The sequence below is a fragment of the Streptomyces sp. NPDC047079 genome (genome assembly GCF_040643755.1).
Taxonomy (GTDB): domain Bacteria; phylum Actinomycetota; class Actinomycetes; order Streptomycetales; family Streptomycetaceae; genus Streptomyces.
Genome location: NZ_JBEYUZ010000002.1, coordinates 484,665 through 499,567, shown reverse-complemented (window position 1 = coordinate 499,567; position 14,903 = coordinate 484,665). Strand labels below are relative to the sequence as shown.

Annotated in this window: 15 protein-coding genes; 10 read left to right on the top strand and 5 right to left on the bottom strand. The window is 70.2% G+C overall.

The features are described from left to right. Positions 1–414: 414 nt before the first annotated feature. Complete coding sequence (locus ABZ823_RS04825) at positions 415–1,185, bottom strand: glucose 1-dehydrogenase (protein ID WP_361653639.1); 771 nt, start codon at positions 1,183–1,185, stop codon at positions 415–417. Positions 1,186–1,317: 132 nt separating this feature from the next. Between ABZ823_RS04825 and ABZ823_RS04820 the strand changes: the two genes are divergently transcribed. From ABZ823_RS04820 to ABZ823_RS04810, 3 genes are all read left to right on the top strand, one after another. Further along, a complete protein-coding gene (locus ABZ823_RS04820) occupies positions 1,318–1,923 on the top strand; it encodes a TetR/AcrR family transcriptional regulator (protein ID WP_361653637.1) in 606 nt (201 codons plus the stop codon). A 182-nt stretch (positions 1,924–2,105) separates the two neighbouring features. After that, positions 2,106–3,119, top strand: coding sequence for a DUF1259 domain-containing protein (locus ABZ823_RS04815; protein WP_361653635.1), 1,014 nt, complete (start codon positions 2,106–2,108; stop codon positions 3,117–3,119). Between the two features lie 67 nt (positions 3,120–3,186). Beyond that, positions 3,187–4,392 (top strand): cytochrome P450, encoded by a 1,206-nt coding sequence (locus ABZ823_RS04810; protein WP_361653633.1) that lies wholly within the window; start codon positions 3,187–3,189, stop codon positions 4,390–4,392. Between the two features lie 355 nt (positions 4,393–4,747). Here ABZ823_RS04810 and ABZ823_RS04805 read toward each other — a convergent pair whose 3' ends face one another. Continuing rightward, positions 4,748–4,951 carry a cold-shock protein gene (locus tag ABZ823_RS04805; protein ID WP_043442843.1) on the bottom strand — a complete coding sequence of 68 codons (204 nt, stop codon included), beginning with the start codon at positions 4,949–4,951 and terminating at the stop codon, positions 4,748–4,750. Positions 4,952–5,305: 354 nt separating this feature from the next. On the opposite strand from ABZ823_RS04805, the gene ABZ823_RS04800 reads away from it, so the two are divergent. The 5 genes from ABZ823_RS04800 (at position 5,306) to ABZ823_RS04780 (ending at position 10,087) form a co-directional block, all read left to right on the top strand. Further along, positions 5,306–6,154 carry a menaquinone biosynthesis protein gene (locus ABZ823_RS04800; protein WP_361653631.1) on the top strand — a complete coding sequence of 283 codons (849 nt, stop codon included), beginning with the start codon at positions 5,306–5,308 and terminating at the stop codon, positions 6,152–6,154. 113 nt (positions 6,155–6,267) lie between these two features. Further along, positions 6,268–6,996 (top strand): A24 family peptidase, encoded by a 729-nt coding sequence (locus ABZ823_RS04795; RefSeq protein ID WP_361653629.1) that lies wholly within the window; start codon positions 6,268–6,270, stop codon positions 6,994–6,996. Between the two features lie 237 nt (positions 6,997–7,233). Beyond that, complete coding sequence (gene mqnC, locus ABZ823_RS04790; protein ID WP_361653627.1) at positions 7,234–8,448, top strand: cyclic dehypoxanthinyl futalosine synthase; 1,215 nt, start codon at positions 7,234–7,236, stop codon at positions 8,446–8,448. Between the two features lie 7 nt (positions 8,449–8,455). Continuing rightward, the gene (locus ABZ823_RS04785) at positions 8,456–9,061 is read left to right on the top strand and encodes a hypothetical protein (protein WP_361653625.1); all 606 of its coding nucleotides are present in this window, start codon (positions 8,456–8,458) and stop codon (positions 9,059–9,061) included. A gap of 330 nt (positions 9,062–9,391) precedes the next feature. After that, complete coding sequence (locus ABZ823_RS04780; RefSeq protein WP_361653623.1) at positions 9,392–10,087, top strand: demethylmenaquinone methyltransferase; 696 nt, start codon at positions 9,392–9,394, stop codon at positions 10,085–10,087. A gap of 85 nt (positions 10,088–10,172) precedes the next feature. Here ABZ823_RS04780 and ABZ823_RS04775 read toward each other — a convergent pair whose 3' ends face one another. Together ABZ823_RS04775 and ABZ823_RS04770 are read right to left on the bottom strand one after the other, a co-directional pair. After that, positions 10,173–10,511: a PASTA domain-containing protein gene (locus ABZ823_RS04775; protein ID WP_361653621.1), complete on the bottom strand. Its 339-nt coding sequence runs from the start codon at positions 10,509–10,511 to the stop codon at positions 10,173–10,175. Positions 10,512–10,604: 93 nt separating this feature from the next. Next, complete coding sequence (locus ABZ823_RS04770; RefSeq protein ID WP_361653619.1) at positions 10,605–11,108, bottom strand: GNAT family N-acetyltransferase; 504 nt, start codon at positions 11,106–11,108, stop codon at positions 10,605–10,607. Between the two features lie 101 nt (positions 11,109–11,209). Here ABZ823_RS04770 and ABZ823_RS04765 point away from each other — a divergent pair, with 101 nt between their 5' ends. Then, on the top strand, positions 11,210–12,493 hold the full coding sequence (locus ABZ823_RS04765; protein ID WP_361653617.1) for a geranylgeranyl reductase family protein: 1,284 nt from the start codon (positions 11,210–11,212) through the stop codon (positions 12,491–12,493). 442 nt (positions 12,494–12,935) lie between these two features. On the opposite strand, the gene ABZ823_RS04760 is transcribed toward ABZ823_RS04765, so the two are convergent. Next, positions 12,936–13,742: a C40 family peptidase gene (locus ABZ823_RS04760; protein ID WP_361653615.1), complete on the bottom strand. Its 807-nt coding sequence runs from the start codon at positions 13,740–13,742 to the stop codon at positions 12,936–12,938. A 788-nt stretch (positions 13,743–14,530) separates the two neighbouring features. Between ABZ823_RS04760 and ABZ823_RS04755 the strand changes: the two genes are divergently transcribed. Next, entirely contained in the window at positions 14,531–14,890 is a 360-nt protein-coding gene (locus ABZ823_RS04755) for an NADH-quinone oxidoreductase subunit A (RefSeq protein ID WP_007383963.1), read from the top strand. Positions 14,891–14,903: the final 13 nt, after the last annotated feature.

Genomic DNA, 14,903 nt, shown 5'->3' with positions numbered 1-14,903 from the left:
CGCCGCCCACGCATTCCTCACCGAACAGCGTCTGGCCCCAAAAGCCGATACACCGGACTCACCCTCTACCAGACCCTCGACGCCATCCAGGACCTGCTGAACTGCTGGACCGGCACCTGCACCACCTGCCACCGCCCCCTGCCCCGAACGTCTACCACCAGCCCAGACACAAGAACCAGAGCAACCTAACGGAGTCCTACTAGTGCTGTGATCGGAAAGGTGTGCCGGAAAGCTCGCGGCGTCCGGTGCAGGGGGCGCCTCCCGGCGGTGACTGGTGGAGCATCGCAAGGCGGAGCATCGGCCGCGTACTTGATGTACTCGGGTGATGCGACAACGCGGCGAGGTGCCGTGCCATGCGTCGCGAGCCGTTGCCTTTCCGGTCGCAGCACCTAGGTCCGGCCGGAACGCGGCTGCTCAGGCGGCGATCACCGCCGCCGTGGTGCGACCGCCGTCCACATCGAGGGTGATCCCGTGGACGAACCCCGCCTCCTGCGAGGCCAGGTAGACAGCGGCCTGGGCGATGGCCTCGGGGGTACCGACCGACCCGGCCGGGGTGCCCCTCATCATGGCCCCGGCGGGATGGCTGTCCTCTCCACCGGCCGGGGCCTCGAGGATCACACCGGGGGAGATGGCGTTGACGCGAACCCCGCTCGGCCCGAACTCCGCGGCCCAGGCCCGGGTGAGCGTCTCCAGCGCGCCCTTGGTGGAGCTGTAGAGCGTGCCGATCGGGATGCCCAGCCGGGCGACCCACGAGCCGAGGTTGATGACGGCACCTCCCCCGGCCGCGGCCATGGCGGGGGCCACGGCCGCCGTCAGGAAGAAGGGTGCCTTGACGTTCACCGCGAAGACCCGGTCGAATGTCTCCTCGTCGGTCTCGGGAGTGGGCGGCCCGGGGTAGACGCCCGCGTTGTTGACGAGAACGTCCAGGCGTCCGCCGAGTGCGTGACGGGCCTCGTCCGCCAGTCGGCGGGATGCGGCGGGGCTGCCGTCCAGGTCGGCGGCGACGAAATCGGCGAGCCCGCCCCGGGAGCGGATCTCGGCCACGACCGCCTCTCCCCGTTCGCGGTTGCGCCCGGAGACGACGACATGTGCCCCCTCCGCGGCGAAGGCCACGGCGATGGCGCGGCCGATGTTGCTGGTCGCCCCGGTGACCAGGGCGGTCTTGTGCTGCAAGCGTGCGGTCATGATCTTCGGACTCCCTCGGTGCGGATGGAACGCGGTCCACCTTGCGTCGCAAAAAATGGACTAGCAAGTCCAATCTGGACCGTCCGCCCGTAGACTGGACTCCAGGGTCCAGTTTTCGGGAAGGTGCGCCCCATGACAGGCACGCTGACAGTCAAGGGCCGGGCCACGCGGACCCGGATCATCCAGGGCGCGGCCGAGGTGCTCCGCGAGAAGGGCGTCCCACTGGCGACGCTCGACGACGTGATGGCACGGACACGGACCAGCAAGAGCCAGCTGTTCCACTACTTCCCCGGCGGCAAGGACGAACTGCTGCTGGCGGTGGCGGAGTTCGAGGCCGAGCAGGTACTGGAGGACCAGCAGCCCTACCTGGGATGCCTGGACTCCTGGGAGGCCTGGGAAGGGTGGCGGGACACCGTGGTGCGGCGGTACGAGGAGCAGGGCGACCACTGCCCGCTGGGCTCGCTCTCCCTGTACGTCGGCCGGACCATGCCCGGCGCGCGGGCCGTGGTGGTCGCCCTGATGAACCGCTGGCAGGCGAGCCTGGCCGCGGGGGTCCGGGCCATGCAGCAGGCCGGACACCTACCCGGCAGCGTCGATCCGGAGGAGACGGCCGCGGCTCTGCTCGCCGGTGTCCAGGGCGGTGTCGCGATCCTGCTCTCCACCGGCCGGTCCGACCATCTCCGCGCGGCCCTGGACTGGGGAATCGCCCGCCTCCGGGCCGCTGCCCAGGAGTCGTGAGCCACGGCGCAGCCCCAGGGCGCTCCGGATGCGTCCGCGCTCCGGCAGGCGAGCCCCTCCGGCGTCCTGCGACACCACCCCCTTCACCGGCCAACGATTAGCCCACCTGGCCGCGGGCGGCGGCGGTGCTGGCCGGTCTCCCGGTTCCTGCGTGCTTCCATCCCGTCAGGAGGCACACATTGATGGCTCAGCACCAACAGCGGGATCCCGGGCCGCGCACCGGTATGTCACGGCGACGGATGGTGGCCGCGGCCACCATCGCGCCGCTGCTGGCCGCAGCAGCGGCGGGCGTCGGCGCCCGGTACACCGGGACGACGAAGGAGCGGAGCCGGGAGCTGATCCGTCCCGTGCCCACCGCCCTGTCGGACTGGAAGGGCGTCGCCGAGGCGCTCGGCCGGACGGGCGACATGAAGCGGAACCTTATGTACCACACGGGTTTCGCCCGCCGGGACCTCGCCGTGTTCTCCCACGGGGTCCACGTCAAACCCGCGCTCGCCCTGGCGTCCCACATGGCCTTCGTCCGCTATGCCGACGGCGGCACGATGGTGATGGGCGACATGGTGGTCATCGAGGCCGAACTCCAGGGGTTCGTCGACGTCCTGCACCGGCAGGGCATCGAGCAGACCGCGCTCCACAAGCACCTGCTCGCCCAGAGCCCCGACGTCTGGTGGGTGCACGTCCACGCCCACGGCCACGACCCGGTGGCCCTCGCCCACAGTCTGCGCGCGGCGCTCGACCGCACCGGCACCCCGCCCCCGGGGCAGGCCCCGCCCCCTGCCGTGCCGCGCCCCGTCGACCTGGACACCGCCGGCATCGACGCCGCCCTGGGCGTCAGGGGCAGCGTCGACGACGGGATCTACAAGAGCCTCTTCGTCCGCCGGGAGACCGTCAGCGACGGCGATCTGATCCTGCCGCCGGGCCTGGGGTCGACCACCGCGCTGAACTGGCAGCCGCTGGGCGGTGGCCGGGCCGCCGTCAGCGGCGACTGCTGCCTCGTCGCGGAGGAGGTGCAGGACGCCCTCGGCGCCCTGCGGCGGGCCGGGGCCGAACTCGTCGAACTGCACCACCACGGCCTGCGGGACGAACCCCGACTGTTCTTCGCCCACTTCTGGGCCGTCGGCGACGCCCTGAAACTCGCCCGGGGCCTGCGCTCCGCGGTGGCGGCCACCAATGTCAGGCCGCTGACGGAGGACTGACGGGCGCACGGAGAACGGCCGGCAGGCGCACGGAACGAGAAGGCCGCTGGAAACGGAGACCCGCACGATGACCCCAGGCAACGAACCCCTCATGTGCCCGTTCGACTTCAGCGAGGGCCTGGAGTTCGATCCCTCGCTCGCCAAGCTCATGGCCCGCGACTCCCTCACCCGTATCCGGCTGCCGTACGGCGACGGCGACGCCTGGCTGGTCACCGGGTTCGAGGGGGTGCGGCAGGTGACCAGCGACCAGCGGTTCAGCCGGGCGGCGATCATCGGCACCGACTATCCCCGCCTCACGCCGGAGCCGATCGTCTCCCCCGAGTCCATCAATGTGATGGACCCGCCGCACAGCAGCCGCCTGCGCCACCTCGCCTCCCAGGCGTTCTCCCAGCGGCAGGTGGAGCGTATGCGGCAGCGCATCACACGGCTCGCGGACAGCCTGCTCGACGAGATGGAGGCACAGGGGCCACCGGCGGACCTGGTGCAGCATCTGTCGAACCCGCTGCCCCGGCGCACCATCTTCGACGTTCTCGGGATCCCCGAGGACGACTGGGACCGGATGCAGGAGTACGTCCACCAGCTGCTCGCCACCGGCCCGGACAGCCGTGAGACGGCCGCGGCGGCCAAGGCCGAGCTGCGGAGGTACTTCGGCGAACAGGTCGAACAGCGGCGGCGTGCCCCCGGTCCCGACCTGATCAGCGCGCTGGCCGCGGCGAGGGAGGGCGAGGACGCGCTGGACGACCAGGAGCTGGCGGTCATGGCGCTGACGCTGGTGCTCAGCGGCCAGGACACGGCCACCTGCCAGATCAGCGACATCGTCTACCTGCTGCTGACCCGTCCCGCGCTGACGGAGCGTCTGCGCAGCGGTCCGGAGGCCCTTCCGGCCGTGCTGCACGAGATCCTGCGCTACATCCCCTTCCGCAAGGGGGTCGGCATTCCCCGGGTGGCGCTGGAGGACGTGGAGATCGACGGGGCGAGGATCCGGGCGGGCGACTACGTCCATGTGTCGTACCTGACGGCTAACCGCGACCCGGAGCGCTACCCCGACCCGGACGTCATCGACCCTGACCGCCCCACCATGCCCCATATGACCTTCGGCTGGGGCGGCCACCGGTGCATCGCCGTACCGATGGCCATGGCGGAGCTGGAAGTGGCCATCGGGCGGCTCCTGGAACGCTTCCCGGAACTGCGGCTCGCGGTACCGCCGGGGGAGATCCGCTGGGACACGGAGACGATCCGCCGCTTCCCGCTGGAGCTGCCGGTGGAGTGGTAGGGCGGCTCGACCCGCGCGTACGGCGTCGGCGGCGTCCGGCAGCAGGCCGTTCGCCCCGGCGGGTCCTGGGGCCCCGGCGCGAGGAGCCCGCTCCCGCGGCGGATCTCTCCGTCACCGCCCGGAAGCGCGGTGTGCCCTTGGAGGGCCGCGGGGCGCAGGGAGGGGCGTGCGGGACGGCCGAGGACAGTCGGCTGAAAAGGATGTGCGCGAAAAAAGCAGGAGCCCCCTGCGCCGGATGGCGCGCGGGGCTCCTTGGGTACTGCTGTCCGTTCCGGATCAAGCATCGGACTCAAAGGGCCGGGCGGGCCGTGAGCCGAAGGCCTGGAACCGAAGACCGAAACTCCGGGTCAGCGACTCAGATGGCCGTGACGTTCTCCGCCTGCGGGCCCTTGGGGCCCTGGGTCACGTCGAAGCTCACCTGCTGGTTCTCCTCAAGCGAGCGGAAGCCGTTCGCGTTGATCGCGGAGTAGTGGACGAAGACGTCGGGGCCGCCGCCTTCTTGGGCGATGAAACCAAAGCCCTTTTCGGCGTTGAACCACTTCACGGTTCCGGTAGCCATAAGCCCTCCTTGGGCCCAAAGGGTTGCCCTGCTCCAGAACCTGCAAGTGTGAAAACTGAAGCGCCGCACAACTGCATGTCTCTGAAAACGACGAGAGCCCGCGGTCACATGCTCCGCAGGCTCTGTACTGCAAGGAAACCAAACTGCAACTTGCGGCGAGCCTAGCATGCGGGCAGCCGAAAGCAACAGAGGCCAAGATCACTTCACCTGAAAGTTTGAACGGGTGTGAGCTGAACTGGCGACTCAGTGTCGCATGCTGGACCCAGGGGTTGACACCAAGGATCCGGGAGGTGTCCGAAGTTGCTCGGGGGCCCTGAAGCCGGCACCGTACCGCACGGGGTCTAGTCTCGCGATGTGGACAATTCTCGCACCCGGCCGCGCGTCGGCCACATCCAGTTCCTGAACTGCCTGCCCCTGTACTGGGGGCTCGCGAGAACCGGAACGCTCCTGGATCTGGAGCTGACCAAGGACACCCCCGAGAAGCTCAGCGAGGGACTGGTCCGGGGAGATCTGGACATCGGCCCGATCACCCTGGTCGAGTTCCTCAGGAACGCCGACGACCTGGTCGCCTTCCCCGACATCGCGGTCGGCTGCGACGGCCCCGTGATGTCCTGCGTGATCGTCTCCCAGGTCCCGCTGGACCAGCTCGACGGCGCCCGCGTCGCCCTCGGCTCCACCTCACGGACCTCCGTACGCCTCGCCCAGCTGCTGCTCGCCGAGCGCTACGGGGTGACGCCGAACTACTACCCCTGCCCGCCCGACCTCAGCCTGATGATGCAGGAGGCGGACGCCGCGGTCCTCATCGGCGACGCCGCCCTGCGCGCCAACCTCCTCGACGGCCCGCGCTACGGCCTGGCCGTGCACGACCTCGGCGCGCTGTGGAAGGAGTGGACGGGCCTGCCGTTCGTCTTCGCGGTGTGGGCCGCCCGCCGCGACTACCTGGAGCGCGAGCCCGACGGCACCAGGCGGGTGCACGAGGCGTTCCTTGCCTCCTGCAACCTGTCCCTGGAGGAGGTCGGCAAGGTCGCCGAACAGGCGGCCCGCTGGGAGGCCTTCGACGCGCGGGTGCTGGAGCAGTACTTCACTACGCTCGACTTCCGCTTCGGGGCCCCGCAGTTGAAGGCGGTCGCCGAGTTCGCCCGGCGGGTCGGGCCGACCACGGGCTTCCCGGCGGACGTGAAGGTCGACCTCCTGAAGCCGTAGCGCGCGCCGCCCCGCAGTGGAGTCGTACGAAACCCGACTCCACGCACGGGAAAGGTCAGGCAGCCCGCCGCCAGGCCCACTCGGGGAAGGCTCCGGGCGCATACCCTGTGCCCGTGGATCTGGACCTCTGGGTGGCCCTCGGAGCCACGGTGTGGGGTGCGGGCGTCGGGGTGCTGGTGCCCCGGGCCGCGTACCGGCTCTGTGTCGAGCCCGAGAAGCCATGGCGGGACCGGTGTCCGGAGGGGCATCCGATCGACGGCTGGCTCGGCCGGGCCCGGTGCGCCGACGGGCGGGCGTACGGACCCGGGACCGCCTTCGTGTGCGCGGTGACCGCAGTGGTGTGCGCCGCCCTCGCCCTGGCCACCGGCACGCGCCCCGAGCTGGCCGTCTGGCTGCTGCTCGCCCCTGCCGGCGTACTGCTCGCGATCGTGGACTTCCGGGTGCAGCGGCTGCCGGACGTGCTCACCCTGCCGCTCGCGGCCGCCGCCCTGGTCCTGCTCGCCGCCGCGGCGGCCCTGCCCGGGCACGCGGGCCACTGGCGCACCGCGCTCCTCGGCGCCCTCGTCCTCGGCGGCGCGTACTGCGTGCTCTTCCTCGTCAACCCGAACGGCATGGGCTTCGGCGACGTCAAGCTCGCCCTCGGGCTCGGCGCGGTCCTCGGCTGGTACGGCTGGCCGACCGTGGTCCTCGGCACCTTCACCGGGTTCCTCCTCGGCGGGCTGTACGGGCTCGGGCTCGTGCTGGCGCGCCGGGCCGGGCGGCGCACCGCGATCCCCTTCGGGCCGTTCCTGATCGCCGGCGCCTTGGCGGGGCTGCTGACCGGCGCGGGCCATGGCGTCTGAGCGGTGACGATGGGTCGGCGGCAGCGCACGGGCGCGCGAAGAGGCATCGAGCGGCGGCATCGGCGCACGCTCGGGAAAGTGTCCGGCCGATGACGTGGAACCCACGGCGGCCGCGGCCTGACGTCGGCCCGGCGAAACCCCTGGCGTAGGCTGGTTCGGTCCGTCCACCCGTCTCCCACCACCCTTGTTCCGCATGCGCTTCGCGCCTGAACTACCTCCTTACGAAAGGGACGCCCGGTGACCGAGAAGGCCGACCTCACCTCTTTTGATGTCACAGCCGTCCTCGACCGGGCCGCCGCCGGTGGGCGGATCACCCCCGAAGAGGCCCTCGTCCTCTACCGCGACGCCCCGCTGCACGCGCTGGGTGCCGCCGCCGACGCCGTACGCCGCCGCACGTACGCGGGCACCGAGCACATCGCGACGTACATCATCGAGCGCAACATCAACTACACGAACGTCTGTGTGACGGCGTGCAAGTTCTGTGCCTTCTACGCGGCCCCCAAGGACACCGCCAAGGGCTGGACCCGGGACCTCGACGACATCCTGCGCCGGTGCGCCGAGACCGTCGAACTCGGCGGCACCCAGATCATGTTCCAGGGCGGTCACCACCCGGACTACGGCGTCGAGTACTACGAGAAGCACTTCCGCGCCATCAAGGAATCCTTCCCGCAGCTGGTCATCCACAGCCTGGGGGCGTCCGAGGTCGAGCACATGGCTCGGATCTCGGGCGTCAGCGTGGAGGAGGCCATTACGCGGATCCACGCCGCCGGGCTCGACTCCTTCGCCGGGGCCGGCGCCGAACTCCTGCCCGAGCGGCCCCGCAAGGCGATCGCGCCCCTGAAGGAGAGCGGCGAGCGCTGGCTGGAGATCATGGAGACGGCGCACCGCCTCGGTGTGGAGTCGACGTCCACCATGCTCATGGGCACCGGTGAGACCAACGCCGAGCGTATCGAGCATCTGCGGATGATCCGTGACGTACAGGACCGTACGGGTGGCTTCCGGGCCTTCATCCCGTACACCTACCAGCCCGAGAACAACCACCTGAAGGGCCGCACCCAGGCGACCATCTTCGAGTACCTGCGGATGATCGCGATCGCCCGCCTCTTCCTCGACAACGTCCGGCACATCCAGGGCTCCTGGCTGACCACCGGCAAGGAGATCGGCCAGCTGTCGCTGCACTACGGCGCGGACGACCTCGGCTCGATCATGCTGGAGGAGAACGTCGTCTCCTCGGCCGGCGCCAAGCACCGCTCCAACCGCCAGGAGATCATCGACCTGATCCGGAAGGCGGGACGGGTGCCGGCGCAGCGCTCGACGACGTACGAGCACCTCGTCGTCCACGACGACCCGGCGAACGACCCGGTCGACGAGCGGGTCGTGTCCCACATCTCGTCGACGGCGATCGAGGGCGGCACGGCCCACCCCGAGCTGAAGCTGCTCGCCTCCAACTAGGCCCCGGATGCTGACGATCCACGCCGACTCCACAGGCCATGCGCTCGCCGTCCGGGGCGAGTGGATCGCGGACGCCGGGCCACTGGAGGAGGTCGCAGCCGCGCATCCGCAGGCGCGCGTGCGCGAGTGGCCCGGCATTCTCACGTCCGGGCTCGTCAACCTCCACGGCACGGAGCTGCTGGAGGAGGCGTACCACCCCGATCCGCGGGAGGCCGACGAGCTGGGCACCGAGCCGCTGACCGGGGACGCGCTGGTGGCGCTGGCCCTGGACGACGTCCGCTGGGGTGCGAGCGCCCGGCGCGGTGTGCAGCGGATGCTGGCGCACGGGACGGTCGCGGCGGCCTGCGAGCCCCTGCGCAACCGCGCGGTCCAGGACGCCGTCCGGCGCACCGGACTGGGGATCGTGGGCCGGCTGGGGCGCCCCGCCGGTGTCCCCTCCCTCGACCCCCGCGCCTGTGGCCTGCCGCTGGAGTTCCCGCCCGCGCGCGAGCGCGGCTCGGCGGCCCGCTTCGCCGTGTTCGGCGTCGGCGACGAGGCGGAGCCGGCGGAGCGCGGGAGCGGTACCTGTGTGGCGACCGTCCTGGCCGGCCGCCTGGTCTACCGCCGTCGCTGAACGCCCCGCTCGTTCAGCCGGCGAACGCTTCCCCGAAGGCCCCCGGACCCTGGCTCACCCCACTGCAGTCGCTCGCCACCTCGTCCTGCCCGGACCCATCGGACGCGCACCGCCGATCGCGGAAGGCGGACCACATCGACAGCCAGGCGGTCTCCTTCCCGTCGGCGAACGCCCGCGCTGCCCCTGGACAGCCAGTGGTTCCTGTACGGCATCGGCTGGGTGCTGATCTGGGTCGCGATCCTCCTCGTGGGTGGGTCGAGGACATGGCCGCGCGGAAGAAGCCGAGGCTGCTGCCGTGACGCCGTACCCCCTGCTGCCACAATGGGGACCGTGACCCGCGCATCCCTGGACAAGCAGCCGCACGAAGTCGCCTCGATGTTCGACGACGTGGCGGAACGGTACGACCTGACGAACGACCTGCTGTCGCTCGGCCAGGACCGGGTGTGGCGCAAGGAGGTCGCGAAAGCGGTCGACGCGCGTCCCGCGCAGAAGGTCCTGGACCTGGCGGCGGGCACGGCGACCTCGTCGCTGCCCTTCACGCGCGCCGGGGCCTACGTGGTGCCCTGCGACTTCTCGCTCGGGATGCTCCAGGTCGGCAAGAGGCGCCACCCCTGGATGCCGTTCACGGCGGGCGACGCGACGCGGCTGCCGTTCCGGGACGATGTCTTCGACGCCGTGACGATCTCCTTCGGGCTGCGCAATGTGCAGGACACCGACGGGGCGCTGCGCGAGCTGTACCGGGTGACCAAGCCGGGCGGGCGAGTGGTGATCTGCGAGTTCTCGCATCCCACGTGGGCGCCCTTCCGTACGGTCTACACCGAGTACCTGATGCGCGCGCTGCCGCCGGTGGCCCGCGCGGTGTCGTCCAACCCGGACGCCTACGTCTACCTCGCCGAGTCCATCCGCGCCTGGCCCGACCAGCCGGCCCTCGCCGAGCGGCTGCGCAAGGCGGGCTGGTCCAGCGTGGCGTGGCGCAATCTGACGGGTGGCATCGTCGCGCTGCACCGCGGGTTCAAGAACGGCTGACGGAAGCCGCCGAGGCTCCGGACCGGCCGGAGCGGGGCCTGTTGGACCGGCCGGAGCGGGCCCCAGGGCCGGCCGGGGGCGGGGCTCACCTGAGCAGCTCGAACGTGTCTCCCGGCTGGTCGAGTTCGCGGCGCAGACCGCCCGGCGGCGGAATGGGCAGCCGTGGCTCGCGGACCCCGGCGCCTCCGCCGCCCTCGCCCTCACCGAGGTCGAACCACACGGTGACCACGGCACCGCGCGGCACCTCGGTGCCGGGCAGGGGATATTGGCGTACGACGTAGTCCACGACGGTGCGATGGAAGTCCGGCCGGTCTGGAGCGGCGAGGGCCACGCCCTGCTTCTCGGCGGTCTCGCGTGCGTCCATCGCCATCAGACCGACCAGCCGCGGCACGCGCACTTCGGGTGTTTTGGGTGTTATGGGCACAGATGTCACCCCCAGCGGTACTGGAAGGGTAACCGGCCGAGGGTGCCACCCGGAAGCGATGAGTGTCTTTCCGCGACAATCGGTTACGCGCCGTCACCATGCCAGTCGGTAGCAGTGCGCCTCCTGCCGGGCCGGCGTCGTGAGGACCTCGGCCAGACTCATGCCCAACCGCCGGGTGACCGCGATCGACCGGGCGTTACGGGCGTTGACCATCGCCACCACGCCGTCCACCCCCGCCGCGCGCACCCGCTCCAGCGTCATCCGCGCGGCCGCCGTGACATACCCCTTGCCCCAGTGCTCCCGCCCGAGCCGCCAGCCGATCTCGATCTCACCCCGCGGACCCCAGTCCTGCGGCCACGGCTGGGCGCCGGTGAAACCGATGACCCGACCGGATTCGTCGAGCATGGTCCACAGACAGAAGCCGTGCTCGGCGTCGTGGCGGCGCTGGCGGGCGGTGAGCTCCTCGTAGACCGACAGCTCCGCGGACCTGCCGCCGTGGAACTCCATCACGTCCGGGTGGTCGAAGACCTGGTGCCAGGCGACGGCGTCCTCGTCGGTGGGAACGCGCAACCGTACTACGGGGAGAGCTCGGTTCACGGGAGGCAGCCCTTCAGCCGGGTGATCAATTCTGCTGAATAGACTGCCCATGTCCAGTGCCCGTCGGCACGTAGATTTTCGAACCTGGGGGAGATCCCGCCGTGACCGAGCCCCTCTCCGACAACACCGCCGATGTGATCGTCGTGGGCGCGGGGCCAGCCGGCTCCACGACCGCGTACCACCTGGCCAGGGCCGGGCTCGATGTCCTCCTGCTGGAGAAGACCGAATTCCCGAGGGAGAAGGTCTGTGGCGACGGTCTCACCCCGCGCGCCGTCAAGCAGCTCGTGGCGATGGGCATCGACATCTCCGAGGAGGCCGGCTGGCTGCGCAACAAGGGCCTGAGGATCGTCGGCGGCGGCGTCCGCCTCCAGCTGGACTGGCCGGATCTCGCCTCCTTCCCGAACTACGGACTCGTCCGCAAGCGCGACGACTTCGACGAGCAACTGGCCCGGCAGGCGCAGAAGGCGGGCGCGCGCCTGTACGAGCGCTGCAATGTCAGCGGGCCGGTCGTCGACGACCGCACCGGCCGGATCACCGGTGTCACCGCCAAACTGGGCGAGGAGAAGCGCGAGGTCACCTTCCACGCGCCGCTCGTCGTCGCCGCGGACGGCAACTCCACCCGGCTCTCGCTGGCGATGGGCCTGCACCGCCGCGAGGACCGCCCGATGGGCGTCGCGGTCCGTACGTACTTCACGTCCCCGCGCCACGACGACGACTATCTGGAGTCCTGGCTGGAGCTGTGGGACCGGCGCGGCGGCCAGGAGCGGCTGCTCCCGGGCTACGGCTGGATCTTCGGCATGGGTGACGGCACGAGCAATGTCGGCCTGGGTGTGCTGAACACCTCGGACTCCTTCAAGGAGCTGGACTGGCGCGAGGTGCTCAAGGCGTGGTGCGCCTCCATGCCCGAGGACTGGGGCTACACCCCCGAGAACATGACCGGACCGATCCGAGGCGCCGCTCTTCCCATGGCCTTCAACCGCCAGCCGCACTACACCAAGGGCCTGCTGCTCGTCGGTGACGCGGGCGGCCTGGTGAACCCCTTCAACGGCGAAGGCATCGCGTACGCCATGGAGTCGGGCCAGATCGCCGCGGACGTCATCGTCCAGGCCGTGGCCCGCGCGAACCCCGCCCAGCGTGAACTGGCCCTGCACAACTACCCGAAGATCCTCAAGGACACCTACGGCGGCTATTACACCCTGGGCCGCGCCTTCGTGAAGCTGATCGGCAACCCGAAGGTGATGAAGGTCGCTGCGCAGCGCGGCCTGACGCACCCGATGCTGATGAAGTTCACGCTGAAGCTGCTGGCCAACCTGACGGACCCGACGGGCGGCGACGCGATGGACCGGATCATCAACGGCCTGTCGAAGGTGGCCCCGAAGGCGTAACCCCCACGCCGCCGTACGGGCTCGTACCTCGTCAGGGGCACGGGCTCGTACGGGCTCGTGAGGGGCACGGGCTCGTCGGGTCACGGGCTCGCACGGGCTCGTCAGGGGCAGGGGCTCGTACGGGCTCGCGTCGGGGCACGGGCATGTACGGGCTTGTCACGGGTTCGGCGATCTCGTGGCCGCCCGGGGCGTGGCTCACGGGAGGGCGGCGGGGGACGTGGCTCCCGGGCGGGGGTCCCGTCCCGTCGCCGTCGCCACGCGAATGTCCCCTTTGGTGTGAATTCCACCCGGCGGACGGCACGTCGCTCTCCCGGTGCGGACGGCACGTCGCTCCCGGGCGCCGAGGCTTGCTCCAGGGCAGCCGGAAGGGCCGCCGTGCCGTTCGGCAGCGGCGGCCCTCAGTCCGTGGACCCCGAAAGCCCTTCGGTCGTCCTGGCGCGGCTCAGAGCACGCGGACCGCGCCGGTGGGCGGGTCGTACGACAGCGGCTTCTCCACGACACCGCTGGAGGGGTTCTGGGCACCGACGAACATGCCGTCGCCGACGTACACCGCCACGTGGTACGCGCTGCCCGCGCCGCCCCAGTAGAGGATGTCGCCCGGCTGAAGATTGCTCAGCGAGACCTGGGTGCCGGCGGTCGACTGGTCCTGGGAGACGCGCGGCAGGCTGACGCCGATCTGCTTGAACGCGGTCTGCACGAGGCCCGAGCAGTCCCACGAGTTCGGGCCGGTGCTCCCGGAGACGTACGCGTCGCCGAGTTGGGCCTTGACGAAGGCGATGACCGCGGCGGCGGAACCGGTAGCGGTGGACGTGCTCGTCGAGGTGCCGGCGGAGGAGGCGGCGGACAGGACGGTGCGCTCGGCGCTGCGCGAGGCGGCGGCCGCCTTCTTGCGCGCGGCCTCGGCCTTCCGCTGAGCCTCCGCTTCCTTCTTCTTGGCCTCCGCGAGGTCCGCCTTGGCCTGCTTCGCGGCCTTTGCGGCGGCCGCGTCGCGTTCGGCCTGCAGCTGGTAGTTGGCGGCGGCCTGCTGGGTGGCCTCCGCGGACTGCGCGACCTGCGTGGCCATGTCGGCCGTCAGGGTGGGCAGTTCGAGGGTCTGCGTCACCGGCTCGGCGGCGTTCGCCGAGGCCGACGCACCGGCTACGGCCAGCGTGCTGAGGACGCCACCCGCAACGCCGGCCCGCATCGCGATCGTCGACGCGCTGCGGTTGCGGGGCTTCCGGTGGCTGCGTATGTGAGCGGTGTGGGACATGGGTACAACCGGTATCAGGGACTCCTCCATACCTTCAAGAAACGTGTGGTGCGCCACAGTTGTTCAACCGGGGCCCCAAACGCCGGGCGTGTCGCTCTTTATTGACGCCGTAACGGGCATTGCGGACACCAGTGATCAAGCCTGTGATCATGTGTTTTCGTCGTTACGTCCGGATTGCTCTGCGCTTATCACTGGTCACGGCGCATGGCCAAGCCCGCCTTATCGCCTCCTCACACAGGTGTGGCACAGGTCACGGAACGGTCACCGTGCGGGCGGCGTCTCGCGCACGGACGACACCTGACGTTGGCCGGGGATGCGCGCACCTTCACGGGTGACCACATCCGCTCCCGCTTGTGAACGTGTGCACACGTCCACATACACCCTCGCTTCTCCCTCTCAGGTGTGAACGGGCTCCATTACCAAGAGATCCGGTCCGCCGCGAGTTTGCTCCGAGAAGCTGATCTTTGATAGAGCGGCCTGCCTCCGACCAGCGAAGACGAGCGAAAATGTCACCTCTTGGTGATCGCTCGACTGCTTCGCGTACGAAGATCACCGCTCATCCGACTTCATGATCCTTCGCCAGGTGGTGGAGATCACAAAGTACGTGGTGACCCCCGTGTCGCAGATCACATACCGCCGGGCATAAGATGCGGGACAGTTGGGCTTGTGACCTGCTTCACATGTCTGCGATCTTCGCCGGGGCGAGCGAGGTTCGTGGGGCTTGTGGGGCCGGTGTGAGCCCAGCGCAACCGCCAGCAGTCAGTGCCGACTGAGAGGAGCGAGGAGCGGTGAACGCGTATGCGCCCATCCTCGTACTGGGAGCCCTCGGGGCAGGCTTTGCGATCTTCTCCGTGGTCATGGCCACGCTGATCGGTCCGAAGCGGTACAACCGCGCCAAACTCGAGGCCTACGAGTGCGGCATCGAGCCGACCCCCACGCCGGCCGGTGGCGGGCGCTTCCCCATCAAGTACTACCTGACGGCGATGCTCTTCATCGTCTTCGACATCGAGATCGTCTTCCTCTACCCGTGGGCCGTCACCTTCGACGCCCTCGGGGTTTTCGGGCTCGTGGAGATGCTGCTCTTCGTGCTCACCGTCTTCGTCGCGTACGCGTACGTATGGCGGCGCGGCGGCCTGGAATGGGACTGAGGGGCCTTTAGTC

Excerpts from the sequence above, each read along its gene's own strand:
- ABZ823_RS04815 (WP_361653635.1), top strand. The coding sequence starts at position 2,106 with ATGGCTCAGCACCAACAGCGGGATCCCGGGCCGCGCACCGGTATGTCA.
- ABZ823_RS04805 (WP_043442843.1), bottom strand. The coding sequence starts at position 4,951 with ATGGCTACCGGAACCGTGAAGTGGTTCAACGCCGAAAAGGGCTTTGGT.
- ABZ823_RS04820 (WP_361653637.1), top strand. The coding sequence starts at position 1,318 with ATGACAGGCACGCTGACAGTCAAGGGCCGGGCCACGCGGACCCGGATC.
- ABZ823_RS04785 (WP_361653625.1), top strand. The coding sequence starts at position 8,456 with ATGCTGACGATCCACGCCGACTCCACAGGCCATGCGCTCGCCGTCCGG.
- ABZ823_RS04825 (WP_361653639.1), bottom strand. The coding sequence starts at position 1,185 with ATGACCGCACGCTTGCAGCACAAGACCGCCCTGGTCACCGGGGCGACC.
- ABZ823_RS04760 (WP_361653615.1), bottom strand. The coding sequence starts at position 13,742 with ATGTCCCACACCGCTCACATACGCAGCCACCGGAAGCCCCGCAACCGC.
- ABZ823_RS04810 (WP_361653633.1), top strand. The coding sequence starts at position 3,187 with ATGACCCCAGGCAACGAACCCCTCATGTGCCCGTTCGACTTCAGCGAG.